20 protein-coding genes and 1 pseudogene are annotated in these 23,826 nt (G+C 42.0%); 7 read left to right on the top strand and 14 right to left on the bottom strand.

Going from position 1 to position 23,826, the window contains the following annotated elements; genetic code table 11:
* Positions 1-337 precede the first annotated feature (337 nt).
* Genes H5182_RS13480 through cydC form a run of 5 tightly spaced genes read left to right on the top strand, consistent with a single transcriptional unit; the run spans position 338 to position 6,741 of the window.
* Positions 338-1,939, top strand: coding sequence for a cytochrome ubiquinol oxidase subunit I (locus tag H5182_RS13480; protein ID WP_182731386.1), 1,602 nt, complete (start codon positions 338-340; stop codon positions 1,937-1,939).
* A complete protein-coding gene (cydB, locus tag H5182_RS13475) occupies positions 1,936-3,075 on the top strand; it encodes a cytochrome d ubiquinol oxidase subunit II (RefSeq protein ID WP_145240499.1) in 1,140 nt (379 codons plus the stop codon). Before H5182_RS13480 ends, cydB begins: the two co-directional genes overlap by 4 nt.
* Before the next feature lie 13 nt (positions 3,076-3,088).
* A complete protein-coding gene (gene cydX / locus H5182_RS13470; RefSeq protein ID WP_064667585.1) occupies positions 3,089-3,241 on the top strand; it encodes a cytochrome bd-I oxidase subunit CydX in 153 nt (50 codons plus the stop codon).
* A complete protein-coding gene (gene cydD / locus H5182_RS13465; protein ID WP_182760167.1) occupies positions 3,231-5,015 on the top strand; it encodes a thiol reductant ABC exporter subunit CydD in 1,785 nt (594 codons plus the stop codon). Before cydX ends, cydD begins: the two co-directional genes overlap by 11 nt.
* Entirely contained in the window at positions 5,008-6,741 is a 1,734-nt protein-coding gene (gene cydC, locus H5182_RS13460; RefSeq protein ID WP_182760166.1) for a thiol reductant ABC exporter subunit CydC, read from the top strand. Before cydD ends, cydC begins: the two co-directional genes overlap by 8 nt.
* Here the strand turns inward: cydC and H5182_RS13455 are convergent.
* From H5182_RS13455 to rpsB, 14 genes and pseudogenes are all read right to left on the bottom strand, one after another.
* A pseudogene (locus H5182_RS13455) lies at positions 6,738-7,120 on the bottom strand (septal ring lytic transglycosylase RlpA family protein). The gene cydC and the pseudogene H5182_RS13455 sit on opposite strands and share 4 nt — an antisense overlap.
* A 140-nt stretch (positions 7,121-7,260) precedes the next feature.
* Entirely contained in the window at positions 7,261-8,031 is a 771-nt protein-coding gene (gene lpxA / locus H5182_RS13450; protein ID WP_145240493.1) for an acyl-ACP--UDP-N-acetylglucosamine O-acyltransferase, read from the bottom strand.
* Positions 8,032-8,033: 2 nt separating this feature from the next.
* On the bottom strand, positions 8,034-8,486 hold the full coding sequence (gene fabZ, locus H5182_RS13445) for a 3-hydroxyacyl-ACP dehydratase FabZ (RefSeq protein ID WP_145240491.1): 453 nt from the start codon (positions 8,484-8,486) through the stop codon (positions 8,034-8,036).
* 13 nt (positions 8,487-8,499) lie between these two features.
* Entirely contained in the window at positions 8,500-9,537 is a 1,038-nt protein-coding gene (lpxD, locus tag H5182_RS13440; protein ID WP_145240489.1) for a UDP-3-O-(3-hydroxymyristoyl)glucosamine N-acyltransferase, read from the bottom strand.
* A 9-nt stretch (positions 9,538-9,546) separates the two neighbouring features.
* On the bottom strand, positions 9,547-10,065 hold the full coding sequence (locus H5182_RS13435; protein WP_145240487.1) for an OmpH family outer membrane protein: 519 nt from the start codon (positions 10,063-10,065) through the stop codon (positions 9,547-9,549).
* Between the two features lie 11 nt (positions 10,066-10,076).
* Positions 10,077-12,548 carry an outer membrane protein assembly factor BamA gene (bamA, locus tag H5182_RS13430; RefSeq protein WP_182731381.1) on the bottom strand — a complete coding sequence of 824 codons (2,472 nt, stop codon included), beginning with the start codon at positions 12,546-12,548 and terminating at the stop codon, positions 10,077-10,079.
* A 104-nt stretch (positions 12,549-12,652) separates the two neighbouring features.
* Positions 12,653-14,005 (bottom strand): sigma E protease regulator RseP, encoded by a 1,353-nt coding sequence (gene rseP, locus H5182_RS13425; RefSeq protein ID WP_145240483.1) that lies wholly within the window; start codon positions 14,003-14,005, stop codon positions 12,653-12,655.
* A 1-nt stretch (position 14,006) separates the two neighbouring features.
* Positions 14,007-15,212, bottom strand: a complete 1,206-nt coding sequence (gene ispC / locus H5182_RS13420) for a 1-deoxy-D-xylulose-5-phosphate reductoisomerase (RefSeq protein ID WP_145240482.1) — start codon at positions 15,210-15,212, stop codon at positions 14,007-14,009.
* Complete coding sequence (locus tag H5182_RS13415) at positions 15,209-16,075, bottom strand: phosphatidate cytidylyltransferase (RefSeq protein WP_145240480.1); 867 nt, start codon at positions 16,073-16,075, stop codon at positions 15,209-15,211. The genes ispC and H5182_RS13415 overlap by 4 nt, the downstream gene beginning before the upstream one ends.
* Before the next feature lie 17 nt (positions 16,076-16,092).
* On the bottom strand, positions 16,093-16,872 hold the full coding sequence (locus tag H5182_RS13410; RefSeq protein WP_145240478.1) for an isoprenyl transferase: 780 nt from the start codon (positions 16,870-16,872) through the stop codon (positions 16,093-16,095).
* Positions 16,873-16,930: 58 nt separating this feature from the next.
* Positions 16,931-17,452, bottom strand: coding sequence for a ribosome recycling factor (gene frr / locus H5182_RS13405; protein ID WP_215909106.1), 522 nt, complete (start codon positions 17,450-17,452; stop codon positions 16,931-16,933).
* Positions 17,453-17,502: 50 nt separating this feature from the next.
* The gene (pyrH, locus tag H5182_RS13400; protein WP_145240474.1) at positions 17,503-18,252 is read right to left on the bottom strand and encodes a UMP kinase; all 750 of its coding nucleotides are present in this window, start codon (positions 18,250-18,252) and stop codon (positions 17,503-17,505) included.
* 159 nt (positions 18,253-18,411) lie between these two features.
* Positions 18,412-19,263, bottom strand: coding sequence for a translation elongation factor Ts (gene tsf / locus H5182_RS13395; protein ID WP_145240472.1), 852 nt, complete (start codon positions 19,261-19,263; stop codon positions 18,412-18,414).
* A gap of 105 nt (positions 19,264-19,368) precedes the next feature.
* Positions 19,369-20,097, bottom strand: a complete 729-nt coding sequence (gene rpsB / locus H5182_RS13390) for a 30S ribosomal protein S2 (protein WP_145240470.1) — start codon at positions 20,095-20,097, stop codon at positions 19,369-19,371.
* A 271-nt stretch (positions 20,098-20,368) separates the two neighbouring features.
* Here rpsB and map point away from each other — a divergent pair, with 271 nt between their 5' ends.
* Together map and glnD are read left to right on the top strand one after the other, a co-directional pair.
* Positions 20,369-21,154 carry a type I methionyl aminopeptidase gene (gene map / locus H5182_RS13385; RefSeq protein ID WP_145240468.1) on the top strand — a complete coding sequence of 262 codons (786 nt, stop codon included), beginning with the start codon at positions 20,369-20,371 and terminating at the stop codon, positions 21,152-21,154.
* A 53-nt stretch (positions 21,155-21,207) separates the two neighbouring features.
* The gene (gene glnD / locus H5182_RS13380; protein WP_145240466.1) at positions 21,208-23,826 is read left to right on the top strand and encodes a [protein-PII] uridylyltransferase; all 2,619 of its coding nucleotides are present in this window, start codon (positions 21,208-21,210) and stop codon (positions 23,824-23,826) included.

Below are 23,826 nucleotides of genomic sequence, written 5' to 3'. Positions count from 1 at the left end.
GTAGTCTAGCTTGTTTTACTGCGCGATTAAATGACACACCCTGAATAAATTAGAGAAACCTTCACCAACGTACCTTTACTGATACAACCAGAACTATTTGCCTGTTTTTCAAACATATATTGGTAAATAGTTAAGCTCTGTGTTCCACTAACTAAAGCTGATTAAAAAGCGTCGCATTAATCATAATGGGGTAATATTTATCCATGTTGTGATTGACAATAATTAACCAAAAGAGAATAATACATAAAGTTTCAATAATTACTGAAACTTTATTAACTAACTTTTGCTTACTTTATTTGTTTTGTGACTCGCCCGCACATACAAGGAGCTATAAAAAATGATAGATGAAACCTTTGTGGATCTATCGCGATTACAGTTTGCTGTCACCGCCCTGTTTCACTTTTTATTTGTACCACTGACTCTAGGTATGACCTGGATTTTAGTGATCATGGAGTCGGTTTATGTAATGACCGGCCGAGAAATCTACCGTGATATGACCAAGTTTTGGGGTAAACTATTTGGCATTAACTTCGCCATTGGTGTAGCCACAGGCCTTACCATGGAGTTTGAATTTGGTACTAACTGGTCTTATTACTCTCATTATGTGGGCGATGTATTTGGCGCTCCCCTTGCGATAGAAGGGTTAATGGCATTCTTTTTAGAATCGACCTTTGTGGGTATGTTCTTTTTAGGCTGGGAGCGGCTCAGTAAACGCCAGCATTTAGGTGCAACCTTTTTAATGGCTATTGGTACTAATATGTCTGCGCTGTGGATATTAGTCGCTAATGGTTGGATGCAAAACCCTGTCGGTGCTGAATTTAACTATCAAACTATGCGCATGGAAATGACGAGTTTTGCCGAGCTTGTGTTTAACCCTGTCGCACAAGTTAAGTTTATTCATACTGTGTCTGCGGGCTATGTTGCCGCATCCATGTTCGTATTGGGGATCAGTAGTTGGTATATCCTTAAGGGCCGTGATCTCGCTTTTGCAAAACGCTCTTTTTCAGTCGCTAGCGGCTTTGGTTTAGCCTCAGTATTGTGTGTTATTTTACTTGGCGATGAATCAGGCTATGAAGTCGGTGAAGTACAAAAAGTAAAACTGGCAACTATTGAAGCTGAATGGCACACCGAGGAAGCACCCGCTGCGTTTACGTTAGTGGGGATCCCTGATTCAGATAAACAAGTGACCCATGCTGCTGTTAAAATCCCGTATGCGCTAGGCTTAATAGCGACCCGCTCGTTAGATGAGCAAGTTACCGGCATTAATGATTTAGAAAAACAACACGAAGTGCGTATTCGTAACGGTATGATCGCTTATAAATACCTTGAAAAACTGCGCAGTGGTGATGACTCAGCTGAGAATATTGCTAAGTTTGACACCCTCAAAGCTGATTTAGGTTACGGCTTATTGTTAAAGCGTTATACACCAAATGTAGTGGATGCAACTGAAGCACAAATTCAGCAAGCCGTTAAAGATTCGTTCCCTCAAGTAGGCCCGATGTTTTGGTCATTTAGGATCATGGTTGGCTGTGGTGTGATTATGCTGGGCGTATTTGTATTGTCTTTTTATTACAATGCACATCGTGTGATTGAACAAAAACGTTGGTTATTGTGGGCTGCGGTGTGGAGTATCCCTCTACCTTGGATAGCAATTGAATTTGGCTGGATAGTTGCCGAGTATGGCCGTCAGCCGTGGGCAATTTCAGAAATACTGCCGACCTTTTTAGCGACCTCGTCACTGACTGTCAATGATATTTTAATAAGCTTAACCGGCTTTATCGTATTCTACACCGGCCTTGCTATTGTCGAAGGCTGGCTGATGCTGCGATTTGTAAAAATAGGACCAAGTTCATTGCACACTGGTAAATATCACTTTGAACATTTAGATGACCATACTAATGGCGACCAAATAACTGACGAGCAAGGAGCAAAATCATGATTTTCGATTATGAAACGTTAAAGTTACTTTGGTGGGTTATCATCGGCGTATTGTTAATTGGTTTTGCAATCACCGATGGTATGGACATGGGCGTGGCTATGCTTATCAAGTTAGTTGGTAAAACCGACAGTGAACGCCGTGTGGTGATCAATACGGTAGGTCCACACTGGGATGGTAACCAAGTATGGTTTATCACCGCAGGTGGTGCCTTATTTGCAGCGTGGCCGATGGTTTATGCGGCTGCATTTTCGGGCTTTTACTTTGCTATGATGTTGGTATTGTTTGCCTTATTTTTTAGACCTTTGGGTTTTGACTATCGCAGCAAAATTGACTCTCCACGCTGGCGTAACAATTGGGATTGGGGCTTATTTGCTGGCAGTGCCATTCCTGCTCTGGTATTTGGCGTGGCCTTTGGCAATCTGTTTTTAGGTGTGCCATTTAGTATTGATGAATACCTTAGAACCAGCTACCAAGGATCTTTCTTTGCATTATTAAATCCATTTGCCTTATTAGCCGGCTTGATCAGCGTAACTATGTTACTTGCCCATGGCGGTATGTGGTTACAGCTGCGTACAGACAGTGATGTTGCTCGTCGCTCAGCGCAATATGGTCGTTATGCACTGTTAGCATTCATCGTGTTATTTGCTGTTGCAGGTATTTGGATTGCTAATCTTGATGGTTACCAAATAATCTCGATGGGTGATACGCAAGGCTTTGCAAACCCACTAGATAAAACAGTAACCACCTCTGCAGGTGCTTGGTTAAACAATTATCAACAAATGCCTTTAACTATGCTGTTCCCTGCGGTCGCTTTTTTAATGGCTGCATTAGCGTGGATATGTTCAAAAATTAATAGACCGGGCCTGGCATTAATAGCAACAAGCTTAATGCTTGGCGGTGTGATCATGACGGCTGGAATGTCCTTATTCCCATTTATTATGCCATCAAGTAATCACCCTGATATTAGTTTAACAATATGGGATGCGGTTTCTAGCCATAGAACATTGAATGTAATGTTTATTGCAGTAAGTATTTTTGTGCCACTTATTTTACTTTACACCACATGGTGTTATGTGAAAATGTGGCGCAAAGTAACCGTAGAAGAAATTGAAAATAACAGCCATGGCAGTTACTAAGGAGATTTGATCTATGTGGTATTTTGCTTGGATACTCGGTGTTTTATTAGCCTGTACGTTAGGTGTGATCAACGTTATGTGGTACGAATTTGGCCAGAACAAAGACAGTATCGCTGACGACGAACAAGAATTACACGATAGGCTTAATCGCCAAAATGACGACTAACCCCCGACCAAATCGCGCGCAGCAAACTACGCTACGCGCGTTTTTAAAAACGCATTCCAATCACGCTGGCAGTCTTTTAAAAATCAGTATTGCGCTAGGAACATTTAACGCATTATTGATGATTGCCAGTGCTTATTTAGTGGCACGATCAATTCATTTAGTGATGTTTGAACACGCCAATTTAGCCACTATTACCCCTTTACTTTGGCCATTAGCAGCATTGATTTTAGGGCGCGGAATATTGCTTGGATTTTCGCAGCGCATAAGTGCCCAAGCCGCACTTAAAATTAAAACTGCAATGCGCCATGCTTTACTCGAGAAACTCACCTTACTTGGGCCAAGTTATATTGAACAACAAGGTCATGGCGCGACTTTAAACACCCTACACAATGGTGTTGAAGCACTGCACGATTATTATGCTAATTATTTACCGAGCGTGGCTTACAGTGCGCTTATTCCTTTGGCTATCCTGATGGTGATTTTTCCTACCGATTGGAAAGCTGGGTTGATTTTTTTATTCACCGCCCCCCTAATTCCGTTTTTTATGATTTTGGTTGGCCACAAAGCAGAACAACTGAATCAACAACGTTGGCAACAACTAGCTGTGTTGGGTAATTACTTTTTTGACCGCTTACAAGGCTTAACCCAACTAAAGTTATTTAATGCGACTACGCGCGAACTAAAACAAATTGCCAAAATTTCCGATGACTTTCGCCATGCGACTTTAAACGTATTAAAAATCGCATTTTTATCATCTTTCGCACTCGAGTTTTTAGCGACCATTAGTGTTGCGTTAGTAGCGGTGATAATCGGTTTTCGGTTGTTTTTTGGTACCTTAGATTTTTCGACCGGCTTTGTTGTACTGTTACTTGCCCCGGAGTTTTATTTACCGCTGCGCCAACTCGGCAGCCATTACCATGCCCGATTAGAAGGGATTAGTGCCGCCGCTGATATGCTAAAAATATTGAATAAGCCACTCCCTGCTAAGGCTCTTGAGAACATACAACCAAATACTCAAAATAGCTTAAACTTACCAAGTATCGAACAACTAAATATTGATAATTTAAATTTTCATTACCCACAAAGTAATGAAGGCGTTAACAATATAAACCTAACATTTGCAGGCACAGGCCTGTATGCCATCGTTGGTCAAAGTGGTGCTGGTAAAAGCACCTTACTCGATTGTTTATTAGGGTTTCATCCTCAGGTGATCGGTGCTGTTACGGTAAATCAACAACAATTAGCCGCATCACACATTAAGCAATGGCAGCAACATATTGCCTGGATCCCACAACAACCTACTTTATTGTTTAACAGTATCAAAGCTAACTTACTATTGGCCAAACCGGATGCCACACTCACGCAGCTAGAAACTGCAGCAGAGCAAGCTGGTGCACTTGAGTTTATCAATCAATTACCAGAGGGCTTTGACACTCAAATTGGTGAACAAGGCGAAGGACTCTCAGGCGGGCAAAAGCAGCGGATCGCTTTAGCTCGGGCATTTTTAAAACAAGCGCCAATTTTGATCCTTGATGAGCCAACCGCACACCTCGATAGCCAAACTGAGCAACAGGTGCAAGCGGCTATCAATCATTATGCACAGCAACATCTCGTTGTGGTGATAGCCCATCGCTTAAATACCATTGCACAAGCTAAACAAGTTATTGTAATGAAAGATGGTGCTGTTATTGAGCAAGGTAGCTTTAAAACCCTCATCGATAACCAAGGCGCGCTGTTTGATTTAGTGCATGCAAGGAGTAAACAGCATGACTAATTTTTTACGTTTATTAAAACTGTGTAGACCGCACCTAGGTGCCATGCTGTTAGGGGCATTTTTAGCAACCTTAACAGTACTGGCAAACGTTGGCTTATTGGCTATTTCTGGTTGGTTTTTAGCCGCCATGGCTGCAGCTGGCTTGGCTGGCACGCAAATGAATTACTTCACACCAGCCGGCACAATTAGATTTTTGGCAATCGTAAGAACCGCCTCTCGTTACGGCGAGCGATTGGTAACCCACAACGCCACCTTTTTATTATTAAGTGAAATTCGTGTCAGTGTTTTTAACACGCTAAGCCAGCTAAGCAATGTTGATTTAGCCATGAGCCGCAGCGCCGATCTATTTAACCGCATGCAAAATGACGTTGAAGCGCTCGATAAATTTTACTTAAACGTATTATTACCGATGATTGTTGCGCTAATCAGCGTGCCAATTGTGGTTGCAATTATGGCAGCCTACAACAGTAATGTAGCGTTACTATGCTTTACTGCACTCTTAATAGTAGGCGTTGCCCTGCCGATCATACTGAGTAAACAACTTCAGCAAACTGCCGACCTCGAAACTCACTATTCGGCGACTTTACGTGCTGAATTATCAGATACCCTAAGTGGCTTACGAGAGTTGGCTATCTATCAAGCCACCGAGCAACAAATTGAGCAATGTCGGGCAGCCAGTGAACGCTATAATCGGCAACTATTTGTTCGCCATAGCGCCGAAGCACATAGTAATGGCATATCACTATTAATAGTACAACTGAGTATGCTCGGTGCCATTGTGATAATTGCACCGCTAGTTTACAGCGGAGCTATGGCCAATGTTGAACTGGCAATGCTTAGTTTATTTGTGCTTGCTAGTTTTGAAACGGTGCTAACGCTGCCAAATGCGTTTATTCAATTGCCCGTAGCGCTAAGCGCTGCAAAGCGTATTTTTGATTTAGAAGATAAACTGCGCCCTGAAACTACAAGCGTTCAGGAGTCGTTATCAGTGCAACCTTTAGGGCTTGAATTTAAAGATCTTAGTTATTGTTACCACAGTGATACTTTTGCGCTTAACAACTTAAGTTTTGCGATTGAGCCACTGCAAAAAGTCGCGATTGTGGGGCAAAGCGGCAGTGGGAAAAGTACGCTGGTTAATTTACTCAGTGGTTTATGGCCACAGCAAAATGGTGAGATAAATCTAACTTCAGCAGACAAAACCATAGCAATTAACACGATCAGTCAACAAAATCGCTGCGAACTGATTAACATAGTCGCACAACAACATCATATTTTTGATGGCACCATTGCTGAAAACTTACGCTATGCGGCGCCCTCAGCAACTAAACAACAAATGCGCACAGCCTGTCAACAAGCACAGTTAGATGATTGGCTTAGCGAGTTAAAACTAGGATTAGACACCCGCTTAGGCACAGGTGGCAGAAGTTTGTCGCGCGGGCAATCGCGGCGTTTAGCGTTAGCGCAAGCCTTACTCAGAGCACCAGCTATTTTAGTGCTTGATGAGCCAACCGAAGGCCTCGACAATCAATCGAAGCATCAAGTTATGGATGCGATATTAACCAGCATGCAGCACTGTACTGTGATCAGCATAACTCACGACCCTGCCTTACTTGCCAATATGGATAACGTAATTTGGTTAGAGCAAGGGCAAATAAAAGCGATTGCAACGCATCAGCAACTATTAGCAGAGCAACCTGAGTACGTGAACTTGATCACACGCTTTTAATCAATTACTTCAACGGTTACGTTAATAACGCCCGAGCTTGGCTCTGCGAGTTGCTCAAACGCATGCTTTGTTAAATCGATGATACGGCCGCGAATAAAAGGACCGCGATCATTCACTCTAACGACCACTGAACGGTTATTTGCTGTGTTTGTGACTTTAACTTTGCTGTTAAAAGGGAGCTGTTTGTGCGCCGCAGTCATGGCTTGCTGGTCAAATTTTCACCACTATCGGTCAGCCGACCATGGTATTTATCGGCATAAAAGCTAGCATTTCCCTGCTCACGAATACCTGTGCTTGTTGCAGAATAGTTTGTAGGCGAGCTACTACAGCCAGCTAAAATAGCCAGTGATAAGCTAATTAAAAGTGCTTTAATCAAAATTCAACGCTCCCTTAGAATGCATAAAGATAGCAGGTATCAACTGAGCTGCAACTGAATTAAAGTAAATACAAAACAGTGAATACAAAAAAGCCACCAAGTTAACTTAATAACTGGTGGCTTTTATACACAGCATAAACGAATTAACGAATAATACCGCGTTCAGAATTTTTCACAAAATCAACCATTAACTGTACTGCTGGGTACTTAGCGGCATCATCAGCAAGCGCTGCAAGTGCCTCTTCAACACCTAAGCTCTTGCGGTATAATGTTTTATAAGCACGACGTGTTGCCATTACTTCATCGCTTTCAAAACCACGGCGTTTCATGCCTTCAGTATTAATTGCAACAGGACCTGCTGGCGTACCTATGGTTGTTACAAACGGCGGCACATCTTTGTTGACGCCAGAGTACATACCTACAAAGGCATGTGCCCCCACTTTACAGAATTGATGAATACCTGAATTACCCGCTAAGATAACCCAGTCACCAATATGTACATGGCCTGCAACAGATGCATTATTAGCAAAAATAACGTTATCGCCAATCACTGCATCATGAGCTACGTGAGTGTAAGCCATAAATAAATTATTGCTGCCAATCTTAGTCACACCTTGGTCTTGAATTGTACCTCGGTGGATAGTCGCGCATTCACGAATAACATTGTTATCGCCAATGATAAGTGTGGTTGGCTCATTATTATATTTTTTGTCTTGGCAGGCTTCACCTACAGACGCAAATTGAAATATATGATTGCCTGAACCTATTGTTGACGGACCTTTGACCACAACATGGGATTCGATAATGCAGTTGTCACCAATAACCACATCGTTGCCAATGTAGCTGTAAGGGCCAACTGATACATTATTACCTAACTTTGCACCTGATTCGATTATCGCTGTAGGATGGATCACAATTAAAGCTCTCTTCTCGCACACATGATTTCGGCACTACATACTATTTTGCCATCAACTTTTGCTTCTGCTGCAAACTTCCAAATATTACGACGCTCTTTTAAAAATTGAACGTGTAAATGCATGGTGTCACCAGGCGTTACTGGTTGTTTAAAGCGCGCATTATCTATCGCTGCAAATAAGTATAGTTCATTTTCACTGCGATTTTCGACAGTTTTAAAACCCAATAAACCGGTTGCCTGTGCCATGGCTTCTAAAATTAATACACCAGGAAAAATTGGCTGGTTAGGGAAATGGCCGGTAAAAATCGGTTCATTAAAAGTTACGTTCTTAATTGCATGTAATGATTCACCAGGGGTGTAATCAAGCACACGGTCAACTAGTAGCATCGGGTAACGATGCGGAAGTAAGCTTAAAATTTCTTGTATATCAAGGCTATTTAATTCGTTTGCCAAAATAGCATCCTTATTAATGATCAACGTTTAATGACTTAGTCAGAGTCTCTAGCGCTTTAAGGCGAACTTTCATCTCTGGCAGATTACGTAAATGGGCAATGTTTCTGCGCCACTCTTTATTTGAAGAGTGTGGAAGCCCTGAGGAATAAACACCAGGTTCCGTAATCGCTTTAGTCACCATGCTCATACCCGTAAGTATAACACCATCACAGATATCTATGTGACCATTTATGCCTACAAGCCCCGCAATCTGGCAATTTTTACCAATAGTTGTACTACCAGCTATCACGGTACAGCCAGCAATTGCTGTGCCTGAACCAATTTCAACATTATGAGCAATTTGACATTGGTTATCGATAATCACATTGCTGTGAATAATCGTGTCGTCTATTGCGCCGCGATCAACCGTAGTACCTGCACCAATTTCAACCTTGTCACTAATAATAACGCGACCAAGCTGAGGGATTTTTATCCATTGTCCTTTATCGTTTGCATAGCCAAAGCCATCACTGCCGATTACGCTACTTGATTGAAATAAACAATCATTGCCAATCTCTACATCATGATAAACACTGACATTTGCCCACAGTTTTGTGCCATTGCCAATTTTTGTGTTTTCACCAATAAAGCAATTAGCACCTATTTGCACGTTATCACCAATTACCGCTCCGGCTTCAATCACCGCATTAGCTGCAATAGCAGCTGTGCTTGCAACTGTAGCATCAGAATGGACCACCGCACTTGGGTGAATACCTGGTGACGCTGAGCGTGGAGTTGTATCGAGTAACTGGGCTAATTTCGCATAGCAAACATAGGGGTTAGCAACAATGAGCTTATTACCTTGATAATACTCTGCGTCTGCGGCAGATAGGATCACTGCCCCCGCTTGAGTATCACTAAGTTGTGAGCGATATTTCTTATTCGCTAAAAATGCAATATGCCCAGACTGGGCATTTGCAAGTGTAGCAATTTTTGAGATTTCCCAAGCGCCATCACCGTCAAGCGTGGCGCCTAGAAGTTCCGCAATCTGCGAAAGCGTATAATTATGCATATATCAGTTCTATTGCTTACTTACTTGATCAACAACTTTACTTGATAAATCAACTACCGTTTTAGGGTTAAAGTAGATAGTAGTATCTTTAACTTTAACTTCATCATATTTACCATCTTTGGCAATATCTTCGATTGCTTTGATGATAAGACCTTGAACTTTAGCTAATTCTTGATTTTGACGAACTTTAATTTCTTGCTCTAAAGGACGACCTTTTTCAGCAAGATTTTTTTGCATACCTTCCACTTTTTCACGTAAGGCATCTTTTTGCGCTTGGCTCATCGTAGTGCTTTCACGCTTGAATTTTTCTGCTTCAAAGCGGATATCGCCCTGTAACTTCTCAAGCTCTTGACGACGCTCAGCAAATTCAGCTTGTAATGTTTGCTCAACTTTTGCCATTTGTGGGATTTGTTTGTAGATTTCTTGCATATCTACGATACCTACTTTATGTGCAAAAGCACTTGCAGAAGTACCCATCATAAGTGTAGCTAAAATGGCAATTGCCGATGATTTAAATGATTTTTTCACAAAAAACTCCTTTAGAATGTATTACTAATGTTAAAGCTGATGGTCTTCGTATCGTCATCTTCTTCTTGTTGCAATGGATACGCAAAACTAATCAACATAGGACCCATAGGTGAGATCCATTGTAGTGATAAACCGGTTGATACCCTAAAGCGCAGCGGATCTGAATAATCCTCAAGCTTAGCGCGTTCATCCGGCCCTAAATTTTTATAACGATCAACGTTAAATTCAGTATCCCATACGTTTGCAGCATCAATAAAGAAGCTGGTACGTACAGAACTGGTATTATCTTCATCCAAGAATGGAGTTGGCACAATTAACTCCATGCCAGCAACCGCTTTAGCATTACCACCAATACGCCCTTGTGGTGTTAACACATCAAACTCTGGCGAACCGCCTATATTGCCTGTTAGGCCACCATCTGGCAACGAAGTGCCCGGAATTAACTGTGGCGTACGTGATATTGCGCGCGGCAATATAGTATTACGGTCAAAACCGCGTAATTCCATTTCTGTTATACGAAAGTACTCTTGGAATGGCAATGTTTGGTCGTAACCATTGGTTGTGCCATAACCGTTACCATAACCAAGCGCAGCACGGGTTGAGAATACCCAACGATGGTTATTCGAAAGCGGCCAATAAAAACGCGAGTCATAGTTTAACTTAAAGTAAGTTAAATCAGAGTTTGGCGTAGTACCTGTTAAGTTTAATGTTTGACGCGAACCTGCAGTTGGGAATAAGCCACGGTTTACTGTCACACGAGACCAGCCAACGCTGAGTTCGTACTTAGTAAAATCAAATCCTTTATCTGGATTATTCGGGTCTAAGAAGGTCTCACGCATAACACGAGTTTGCTCATATTCAGCAATTTCAGATAATTCTTCTTGGATCCAACGTACACCAAAGTTGATACGGTTTACCGCATCAATCGGGAATCCTATATTAGTACCAATCCCGTAGCTTTTCGATTTGTAATCGATGAGGCTAAACTTACTTGCATCGTAATTACTGTAGAAAATACTACTGCCTTGCGACACACCATCTGGGGTGAAGTAAGGGTCGGTATACGATAAACTAACACGTTCTGAACCACGCGAGGTATTGATGTTAAAGCCAATCTGGTTACCCGTGCCTAAGAAGTTAGACTCAGTAACACCGATATTAAATTGCAGACCTAAGTAAGAACCATAAGCAAGACCTGCATTAAAGCTACCTGCTGATTGCTCTTTAACAGTAAAATCGACATCAACTTGGTCATCTATACCAGGGACTGGCACAACATTAAAATCAACACTTTCCATGTAAGGAAGACGTTGAATTTGTAGCTTTGAACGCTCAAGATTCTGATTCGATAACCAGGCGCCTTCCAGCTGGGTCATTTCACGACGTAATACTTCATCTGCGGTATTTTGGTTACCACCAACGATAATACGACGAACATAAACACGCTGACCAGGATTAACTGAGAGTGTTAACTGAACTTCTTTGTTTTCATCGTCAATTTCAGGAATGGTGCGAACTTCCGCATTCGCATAACCGAAACGAGCTAAATAACTTTTGATAAATTCTTCAGATGAGGTAACCACTGAGCCATTATAAAGTTCACCGGCACGAAGTGGAATAACGCTTTTGATCAGTTCTTCACGGCCAAGTAAATCACCAATGAAGTCAAAGCCTTTCACTTTGTATTTAACGCCTTCGGTGATGTTAGCTGTTACATACACAGATTCACGCTCAGGACTAACTGATACTTGTGTTGAGTCAATATTAAAACGTAAGTAACCACGGTCTAAATAATAACTACGAATTTTCTCGAGATCGCCTTCAATGGTTTGTTTCTGGTAGCGATCGCTGCCCATAAACTGCCACCAAGGTAAATCTTGTTGTGACTCAGCAAGTGCTAACAAGTCTTCATCACTAAATAATTCATTACCAACTAAGTTGATCTGACGAATAGATGCGGCATCGCCTTCATCAAACTCAAGTTTTAGCTTAACGCGGTTACGCGGTAACTTAGTGATACTGACATCAATTTTAGCGTTGTATTTACCAATACTGTGGAAAAACTCTATTAAGCCTTTCTCGATGTTATCCACCACAGTTTTATCCAGTGGTTCACCTTGGCGAATATCTTGCTGATCAAGCGACTGAGTAAGCTGCTCGTCTTTAATGTCTTTATTACCTTCAAACTCAATAACACTAATTGTTGGGCGCTCTGTTACTTTAAAAATAACATTATTGCCATCACGTAGTGCCTTGATGTTGTCGAAGTGACCTGAGTTATACAAAGACTTAATCGTTTTTGAAATTGTGTAGTCATCAACATTATCACCCACATTAATAGGAATATGTGTCAATGCCGCTCCCAACGCAACGCGCTGTAAGCCTTCAACTTTTAAATCGTCAACAATAAAGGAGTTTTGGCCTAGGGCTGCAAAGCTAGCACCTAATAAACTTGTTACTGCCAAATGTTTTTTTATAGCCATTTTATTATCTTTATCCTTTACAACGGTATTACCGCTCAACACCTTAAAATTATACTTTAGCGGTGTTTTACAATCGTGTTTTAATTCGAGACTGTCGCAATTGCTTACAATCGCGATACATCATTGAACAAAGCGAAACATGTAAGAAAAATGAGTAGCAAGGCACCCACTTTAAAACCAAATTCTTGTGTCTTTTCAGAGACCGGCTTTTTACGAAAAAGTTCAATTATGTAATACATTAAGTGCCCACCATCAAGCACTGGTAAGGGCAATAAATTAAATACGCCCAGGTTTACACTTATCAATGCTAAGAAGCCTAAAAACGCTACTAAGCCATAGCTTACGCTAGTTCCCGCTCCAACAGCAATACCAACTGGACCACTTAAATTCTTCACTGATACTTGACCAGTAATTAAGTTACCAATCATATCAAAACTTAGGCTGATCAAGCGCCATGTTTCACTTACGCCCAGCACCATACTATCGAGTGGACCATAATGTCTAGTTTCAATGTAACCATCTGGCCATGTTTCAACCACCGGCGCTACACCTAAAAAGCCTTGTAGCAAGCCATCACTATTACGTTGTCCTTTCGGCGTAACATTTAGCAGCTCTATACTATCTTGTCTTTTTACACTAAATTGTAATGATTTGTTAGCGGATTGCTGAATAACATTAACTAACTGCGTCCAACTGGTTATTGTTTCACCATTTACTGCGATAATTTCATCGCCTGCTTGTAAATTAGCGTCTGCTGCAGCAGAGTTTGGCGAAATTGTGGCAACGGTTAAAGTCGCCTGCGGACGAAACGGTACAATACCTAATGAAGCTAATGGTGGCACATCTTGTTGATCAAGTTTCCAACCATCAATATCAAGCATTTTAACCTGTTCTTGAAATTGCTCGTCACGCACGGTAACTGCAACGCTTTTATCACCTAGGCTGGCCATTAACGCAAACGTAGCATCTTGCCAGGTAGCAATATCATCATCGCCAATTTTTATAATTTGCTGACTTGGCATAATACCGGCTTGCTCAGCGCGGCTACCCTCATTTACTGAGCCAACCACCGGCTTCACCGATTGAACCCCAACCATGTACATCGCAGCTAAAGCAAAGATAGCAAATATAAAGTTAGCCAGCGGGCCTGCCGCTACAATCGCGATACGCGCTTGTACTGACTTGGCATTAAATGATAAGTGACGTTGTTCAGCTGACACCTCATCAACACGTTCATCAAGCATTTTCACGTAGCCACCTAAAGGAATTGCTGCAATGACATATTCAGTGTCGTGTTTATCGTGCCATTTTATTAGCGGTTTACCAAAGCCAATAGAAAACCTTAACACCTTCACACCCGCTTTGCGGGCAACCCAAAAATGGCCATATTCATGCACTGTTACTAAAATTCCCAGCGCTAGAATAAAAGAACCTAAATTCCACAGAAAATCGAACATATTAGCGTACTACCTTTGCAATGAGTTGCGTCGCTTGAAGTCGAGCTAAACGGTCACATTCAAGAATTTCATCGAGCGTGTGTACGTTTACATCAACCGTTGTGTCTAATGTTTGTGCATTAATGCGGTATATATCAGTAAAGCCTATCTGCCCTTGTAAAAATGCCTGCACAGCAATTTCATTGGCAGCATTAACTGTCGTTGTAGCACCTTGTCCAGCATTACACGCAGCAATAGCTAATTGTAAATTGGGATAGCGGGCAAAATCTGGTTTCGTAAAAGTAAAATCAGCAAGCTGTGAAAAATCCAGTGGTGTTACTCCAGCATCAATACGCTGTGGGTATGCTAAAGCATGAGCAATCGGTGTACGCATATCTGGATTCCCCATTTGCGCTAGCACCGAGCCATCTTGGTATTGCACCATTGAATGAATAATACTTTGCGGGTGAATGACCACTTCAATATCGTTTGCCTGGCAGTTAAATAGCCATTTAGCCTCAATAAACTCAAGGCCTTTATTCATCATAGTGGCTGAATCAACAGATATCTTTTGTCCCATCGACCAATTTGGATGCGCCACGGCTTGTGCCACAGTAACGTCTTTTAAAGAGGCAATATCACACGTTAAAAAAGGCCCACCAGAACCGGTAAGTAAAATTTTACTTACCCCATGCTCATGTAACTGTGCATTAGTTTTAGAGCCTTGCAGTGCACTTGGCAGGCACTGGAATATGGCATTATGTTCACTGTCAATCGGTAGTAAAGTGGCTTTATGTTGTTTTACTTTATCAATAAACAACTGACCTGACATGACTAAAGATTCTTTATTCGCCAGTAATACTTTTTTACCTGCTTCTACCGCACTGAGTGTAGGTATGAGCCCTGCTGCACCAACAATCGCCGACATTACCGCGTCAACGTCTGGGTGAGCGGCCAGTTCACTCATGGCGGCAATGCCACTGCGGATCACTGTTTTGCAGCCACTGCCCGATAAGTGTTGGCTTAACTTAGCTGCAGCGCTGTCATCTGCCATCACTGCAAAGCGTGGTTGATGAGCAATACACAATTGCGCCATCAATTCACTATTATTACCTGCCGCAAGTGCAAATACAGCAAACTGTTCTTGATTACGCGCAACAACATCTAAGGTACTTAAACCAATGGAACCTGTTGCGCCGAGAATGACGAGTTGTTGTCTACAACTCATAAACTAAGTGTCCATGCATAGCACAACACAAAAATGGGGGCTGCAGCAGTTAGGCTGTCAAGGCGATCTAAAATACCCCCATGGCCAGGCAAACATGAGCCACTATCTTTAAGACCAGCTTCGCGTTTAAACATACTTTCGAGTAAGTCGCCAATAGCTGAGAATAACGCGATGAATACAGTCATAATCGCGTAAATTGGCCAAACAGACATATCTACATTGGTAAAATGACAAAACGCTAAAACAAAAATTACCGCAGCAACTAAGCCACCAGCTAAACCTTCAATGGTTTTATTAGGGCTCACTTTTGGCATTAACTTATGCTTGCCAAAGTTTTTACCCGTAAAGTATGCACCAATGTCAGCACTCCATACGATCCCCAGTACCACTAAAATAAGCATCGAACCAAAGTGCGTTGATTGCTCATAGTTAGCACTGCGCAGTGTATTAAGCGCAAGCCACAGCGGTACTAAGGTGAGAATACCGGCAATAGCGCGCATAACCACTCCTTCGTTCCATGCTTTAGCCATTGCTGGGTAGCGCCACACTAGGTAGGTGGCTACAATCCACCACGAAAATGACAGTGTGAATATATAATTTGCGTCTCCTACGAGCTGGCCGTCGACCCACAGTCCATCAATTGGCCAATGCCAATTAAGCAGTACCAGTAACAAGCCAATAAACGTCACAAACGAAAAACGTTTAACTTTATCGCATAACCCCATAAATGCCGACCATTCCCACGCGCCTAATAAAACAATCGCGCCAGCAATGTAACTAAACAATGTAAGAGGTGTATAAAAAACCAACACCAGTGCCAAAGGCGCTAGCACTAAAGAGGTTAAAATTCGTTGTTTTAGCAAAGTGTTACCCTTTTTAATTAGGTTTCAGCGAGTAATTGTTTTATTTGTTCGCCAGTACAACCAAACCGTCGCTCTCTGGCAACGTAACAAGCGATAGCATCAGCAAAAGCTGCTTCATTGAAGTCAGGCCAAAGCGTATCGGTAAAGTAAAGTTCAGCATAAGCAGCTTGCCACAATAAAAAGTTGCTTATGCGTAAATCGCCACCAGTACGGATCAACAAGTCAGGTTCAGCCTGATCTTGCATACTCATATGGGCGGCTAAATCGTGCTCTGTAATATCATCAGGGTTTAACGTCCCTGCAGCAATCAGCTTACCTAATTGCTTTGCAGCATTTGTTATATCCCATCGACCACCATAATTTGCCGCTACATTCAGTTGCAAACCAGTATTATTAGCCGTTAATTCATGTGCTGCATCAACCTTGCTGCGCAAAGTATCTGAAAAACGAGATAAGTCACCAATAATGGTTAACTTAACATTATTTTTGTGTAGCTTTTTAACTTCCTTACTCAGCACAAACAAAAACAGCTCCATCAAGGTACTGACTTCATCTTCGGGGCGATGCCAGTTTTCACTACTAAAAGCGAATAGAGTCAATGACTCTACTCCTAATTTAGTACAAAACTGCACAGACTGACGAACCGCATCCACGCCTTTTTTATGACCGTACACACGTGGCCTATTCTTGGCTTGTGCCCAACGACCATTGCCATCCATGATTATAGCGACATGCTTGGGTAAACATTGCTGGGAAATTTTATCAGCGTTAAGAACCATAAATATCGAGTATTCCATAAAAAAACGCCGCCTAGTATACCCCAGACGGCGTTTCAAAACTAATAAATTTACTAGCTTAGATTTCCATCAACTCGGCTTCTTTCGCCGCTAATTGAGTGTCCATCTCTTTAATGAATTTGTCCGTAAGCTTTTGAATTGCATCATCAGATTGACGCGCTTCATCTTCAGAAATATCTTTATCTTTCAATAAGTTTTTAACGTCACCGTTAGCATCACGACGAATATTACGGATTGCAACACGGCCGCTTTCAACTTCACCACGAACGATTTTAATTAAGTTTTTACGACGTTCCTCAGTTAGCGGAGGAAGTGGTACACGGATCACAGAACCTGCTGACATTGGGTTTAAACCTAAGTCAGATGCCATGATTGCTTTCTCTACCGCTTGTGCAAGCGATTTATCAAATACACTTAACGCAAGTGTACGTGAATCTTCAATTGTTACATTGGCAACTTGGTTCAATGGCGTTGGTGCGCCGTAGTATGGCACCATAATGCCATCTAATATTGCCGGATGAGCACGGCCAGTACGGATTTTAGATAGTTGACTGCTAAGTGCCGTTACACTTTTCTGCATACGTTCTGCAGCATCTTTTTGAATATCGTTTATCACGGTTCAATCCTAATCTAGTTAATAACTTCATCTGAGGCTTGTGAAGAGATAAGAGTGCCTTCTTCTTCGCCCATAATTACACGCTTTAAAGCGCCTGATTTATTCATATTAAATACGCTCAACGGCATCTTGTGATCACGCGCAAGAGTGAATGCCGCAAGATCCATTACTTTTAATTCTTTTTCAATGATTTCATTGTAGCTCAAGTGACGGTAAAGTGTCGCCTCTGGATTTTTTACCGGATCATCACTGTAAACACCGTCAACCTTGGTGGCTTTAATCACGGTATCGGCTTCAATTTCAATACCACGTAAACACGCGGCCGAATCCGTTGTAAAGAATGGATTACCAGTACCGGCTGCAAAAATAACTACACGGCCCGTTTTTAATAAGCTAATTGCCTCAGCCCAATTGTATGCATCACACACACCGTTAAGTGGGATAGCTGACATTAAACGACAATTTACAAATGCACGGTGCAACGCATCACGCATTGCAAGACCATTCATGACAGTTGCTAGCATCCCCATATGATCGCCAACTACGCGATTCATGCCTGCTTCAGCAAGTGAGCCGCCACGTAAAAAGTTACCGCCACCGATAACTAAACCCACTTCTACGTCGAGTTCTACAAGCTCTTTGATTTCTTGCGCCATACGATCTAATACTTTTGGGTCGATGCCGAAGCCTTCGTCTCCCATCAGTGCTTCACCGCTTAATTTGAGAAGAACGCGTCTAAAAATAGGTTTACGATTGATTGTCATAGTATTTGGGCCAACTTTATAAAAAAAGGATAAAAAATAACCGCGCTTATGATTTTCACATAAAGAGCGCGGTTATTTTAAAGAATTTTCAGCGATGACGCAAAAGCAAATAACAGAATAATTTCATCTAACTCACTTTTTCGTCAAAGGAAATCGATTTTATTGACCTTTAGCAGCAGCAATCTGTGCAGCAACTTCAGCAGCAAAATCTTCAGTTTTCTTCTCGATACCTTCACCAACTTCTACACGTACGAAGCCAGTAACTGTTGCGTTTTTCTCTTTAAGAATTTCGCCAACAGATTTTTTAGGTTCCATGATGAAAGCTTGACCAGTAAGAGAAACCTCACCAGTGAATTTTTTCATGCGACCAACAACCATCTTCTCAGCGATTTCAGCAGGCTTGCCTTCGTTCATCGCGATTTCAATTTGTACTTGCTTTTCTTTTTCAACAACGTCAGCAGGTACATCTTCAGGTGCTAGGTACTCTGGGTTTGAAGCAGCAACGTGCATTGCAACGTGCTTAAGTGTTTCTTCATCAGCAACACCCGCAACAACAACACCAATACGCTCACCGTGACGGTACTCAACTAGTTGCTCACCAGCAATGTACTGTAAACGACGTACGTTGATGTTTTCGCCAATTTTAGTAACTAGTTCAACACGATCTTCTTCGAACTTAGCTTGTAAGTCTTCGATAGAAATCGTTTCTGCAATAGCAGCATCAGCAACTTTGTTAGCAAATGCTAAGAAACTTACGTCTTTTGCTACGAAGTCAGTTTGACAGTTAACTTCAACTAGTACTGCAACACCTGCATTTTGCTTGATGATGATAGTACCTTCAGCAGCAATGTTACCTGCTTTTTTAGCAGCTTTTGCAGCGCCACTTTTACGCATATTTTCAATCGCTAACTCGATGTCACCATCTGTTTCAGTTAACGCTTTTTTACAATCCATCATGCCAGCGCCGGTACGCTCGCGTAATTCTTTAACTAGGGCAGTAGTTACAGCCATTAGTAAATCCTCAAATCTGAATTCAGGTTTAGATAAGCGGGTTACCCGCTCTACAAGAATAGCAAGTCTTCATCTAAAATTAGATGAAGACTTGATGACAGCTAATTACTCAGCTTCTACGAAGTCGTCTTTCTCAGCTTGAGCAACGATATTGCTCTCACGACCTTCAGTGATTGCTGCTGCAACTGCGCCTGTGTAAAGGTTGATTGCACGGATAGCATCATCATTACCAGGTACGATGAAATCAACACCGTCTGGGTTAGAGTTAGTATCAACGATCGCAACAACTGGAATACCTAGGTTGTTAGCTTCACGGATAGCGATGTGCTCGTGGTCTGCATCGATAACGAAAAGTGCGTCAGGAAGACCACCCATGTTTTTGATACCGCCAAGGCTCTTTTCAAGCTTTTCCATTTCGCGGTTAAGCATTAACGTTTCTTTCTTAGTTAACTTCTCGAAAGTACCGTCTTGGCTTTGGATTTCAAGGTCTTTAAGACGCTTGATTGATTGACGAACTGTTTTCCAGTTAGTCAACATACCACCTAACCAACGGTGATTTACGTAATACTGATCACTAGCGATAGCGGCTTCTTTAACCGACTCGCTTGCTGCGCGCTTAGTACCAACGAAAAGAACTTTACCTTTGTTTGACGCAGCACCAGTTAAAAACTTAAGTGCGTTGTTGAACATTGGAACAGTTTGCTCAAGGTTGATGATATGAACACGGTTACGTGCGCCGAAGATGAAAGGCTTCATCTTAGGATTCCAGTAACGTGCTTGGTGACCGAAGTGAACACCAGCTTGAAGCATGTCGCGCATTGAAACGTTTGCCATTTTGTATTTCCTCTGTTTAGTTTAGGGTTAGGCCTCCACATACCCCATAGCACCAACACCGCAGTTAAATGAAACTGAAATGCACCCAAGTGTATGTGACGATACGTGTGTGTGTTAAAATAAAATTGTGTTTGCCTTAAATACAAAAAATCATTTAAGAATTTATTTGTAAAAAGACGGCGCGCTTTATACCATATTAAAAACAAATATTCAACGTCGCGTGCAAAATTTGTGCGACGATAAATGTGTAAAACTCGACAATGGAGCCTCCATGAGTGCTGTGATCAAGACCCCTGAAGAAATAGAGAAAATGCGTGTAGCCGGGCGCTTAGCGGCAGATGTCCTGGAAATGATAGAGTCACATGTAGTTCCCGGTGTAACCACTGATGAACTAAATACAATTTGTCATAATTATATTGTCGATGTGCAAAAGGCAATTCCTGCCCCACTAAATTACCATGGTTTTCCTAAATCAATTTGCACCTCAGTAAACCATGTAATTTGCCATGGTATTCCTAACGACAAAGCATTAAAAGATGGCGACAGTGTCAATATCGATATCACGGTTATCAAAGATGGCTACCACGGCGACACATCAAAAATGTTTCATGTTGGCACGCCAAACATCCAAGGCAAGCGTCTTGCTGAAGTAACGCAAGAAAGCCTTTATTTAGCAATAAAAATGGTTAAACCAGGCGTGCGTTTAGGTGATATCGGCGAAGCGATTCAAAAATATGCAGAGAGCTTTAACTACTCAATTGTTCGTGAATATTGCGGCCATGGTATTGGTGCAGAGTTTCATGAAGAACCACAAATAATGCATTATGGCCGCGCTGGTACTGGCGAAGCCCTAAAAGCAGGTATGTGTTTGACTATTGAGCCAATGGTTAACGCTGGTAAACGCCAGTGTAAACTATTAAAAGATGACTGGACTGTGGTTACTAAAGACCGTAGCTTGTCTGCGCAGTGGGAACACACCTTATTAGTAACTGAAAATGGTGTTGAAATTTTAACGCTTCGATCAGATGATACGATTGACCGGATCATTGAACATTAAATACTGACTCACCCGACTTAGGGTGAAATTAGTATGCTAAGGAGCCAGCCCACGTGGCATTACCCAATAAAGTTAAAAAATTGCTCAGCGATGCTGAGCAATTAACCGATTATCGCGATTGTTCTAATTATTTTTATAAATGGTTACAAAACGAGTTTTCAAAACAGCCAGTCGGTAATTTGATTAATGCCCGGGCTGAGTTTATCGACCGCTTACTGATTAAACTGTTTCATGTTTATGATTTAGCCCATGAGCCAGATTTAGCCTTGATCGCCGTTGGCGGTTATGGTCGCGGTGAGCTGCACCCCTATTCAGATATCGATTTTTTACTGCTAGTTACTGAGCAACCTAGTGATGCCGTGTGTGAAAAAATCGGCCAATTTGTGACCATGCTATGGGATCTTAATTTAGAAATTGGCCACAGTGTGCGTACCATTGAGCAAGCGATTGAGCAAAAACGTGCCGACGTGACTTTTGCCACTAGCTTGCTTGAAAGTCGACTACTGTTCGGTAATCACATTGAATATGAAAAACTCAAAGAGCATATTCTTGATACGCCTGTATGGCACTCTGACGAATTCTTTTTAGCAAAAGTACATGAGCAACAACTGCGTCATAAAAAATGTCACGGTACAGCATACAACCTCGAACCAAATATTAAAGAAAACCCAGGGGGGCTGCGCGATTTACAAACCATCATTTGGGTTGCTAAAAAACATTTTAGAGCCGAAACCTTACAAGAGCTTATTAGCCACGGCTATCTCACTCATGAAGAATACCAAGAGCTCCTAGAGTGTTTAGAAAATCTCTGGAATATCCGTTTTGCGCTGCATTTAGCGGCTGGACGCTCTGAGAACCGGTTGTTATTTGATCATCAACCACTGGCCGCTGATTTACTTGGCTTTGGTAGCGATGGTAAAGCCTCAGTTGAGCGGATGATGAAGCGATTATTTAGGATCATGAGCCGGGTCCGTGAGCTAAATCAAATGTTGTTATCATATTTTGAACAAAGCATTTTACCGGAAAGTAACGAACAAGCAGTGGTTGAACTCGATCGTAATTTCGAACGTGTTGGCCATCAAATTAGGGTAAAAAATCCGTCCGTGTTCTTTCGCCGTGATCAACTATTTGTATTGTTCGAACACATTGCCGATAACCCTGAAATTACCCATATTTACCCAAGTACTATCCGTACCATTCGCCAAGTGCGCCGTCGCCTGTTAGGAGATTTGCAAGATTATGCCGCCTGTCGCGAAGCATTTTTACGGTTAATTAAACACCCTAACGGCATGGGCCGTGCATTTACTTTAATGCACAAACACGGCATGCTTGCCGCTTATTTACCCCAGTGGCGAAACATTTTTGGACAGATGCAATTTGACTTATTTCACGCTTATACTGTGGATGAACATACTCATAAGTTGATCAATAACATTTATCAATATTTTGATAAAGCAAACGTCAGTGAGTTTCCTATTTGTTGTGAAATAGTCACCCGCATGGACAAGCCCGAGCTACTGTATTTAGCGGGCATCTTCCATGACATTGCCAAAGGCCGTGGCGGCGATCACTCAGAACTCGGTGCTGTTGATGCCATTGCTTTTGCCAAATTACACCGTTTTTCAACTTCCGATGGCAAATTGATTGCTTGGCTAGTTAGTAACCATTTACTTATGTCTGTAACTGCACAGCGTAAAGATATTAATGACCCAGATGTGATCAAAGACTTTGCTACTCGAGTTAAAACCGAACGACAACTTGATTATCTATACTGCTTAACCGTCGCAGATATTCGCGCCACTAACGACAACTTGTGGAATGATTGGAAAAACACCTTGTTGCGTGAGCTTTACCTGCATACTCAAAGGGCGTTACGGTTAGGCCTTGAAAATCCTATGGATCAGCGCGACCAAATTCGCGATAAAAAGCATCAAGCCAAACAACGGTTAATCAACAATGGCTATGATGAAAATCAGATTGATTTAATTTGGAGCCGTTTTAAAGCAAATTACTTTACGGCCTTTAGTGAACAACAACTATCATGGCACACCGAACATTTACTAAACTGCGTTGATTTAAGCCAACCCAGTGTTGCGGTATCAAATACAGCCATGCACGGCGGTACACAGATTTTTGTTTATAGCCCCTACTCCGGCGGTTTATTTGCCCGTTTAGTAAGTGTGATCGGCTCTAAAAAAGCGCAAATTCAACATGCTCAAGTGCTCACCACTCGCGACGGCTATGTGCTGTTTAGCTTTGTAGTACTTGAAGTCAGTGGCGACCCGATTGCCAGCGCTCAAGCGCAGTCAATCAAACGCGGCCTTGATCAAGCGCTTGCTGATCCGAAAAAGAAAATTCGCTTTAAAAAGAATCGCTCACAACGCTTTAAAGATTTTAATATTAAACCAAAAATTATCCTGCGCCCTCACCCGCGTAAAGACCGCAGCTTAATCGAAATTCAAGCGGTAGATATTCCTGGCTTATTAACCAAAATTGCCGAAGTGTTTCAAGCCCATTTATTACATATACACGCCGCGCGGATCACCACCGTAGGTGAACGTGCAGAAGATTTCTTCGTGGTATCGAATAACGAATACCAAGCTCTTACCGACGAAGAACAAGCAAAAATTCATCAAGCATTGCGTAAAAAACTCAACGCAGAAACCGAATAA

This window comes from Pseudoalteromonas sp. SG44-17, from assembly GCF_014164235.1.
Taxonomy (GTDB): Bacteria; Pseudomonadota; Gammaproteobacteria; order Enterobacterales; family Alteromonadaceae; genus Pseudoalteromonas; species Pseudoalteromonas rhizosphaerae.
This window is presented reverse-complemented; position numbering and strand designations above follow the sequence as displayed.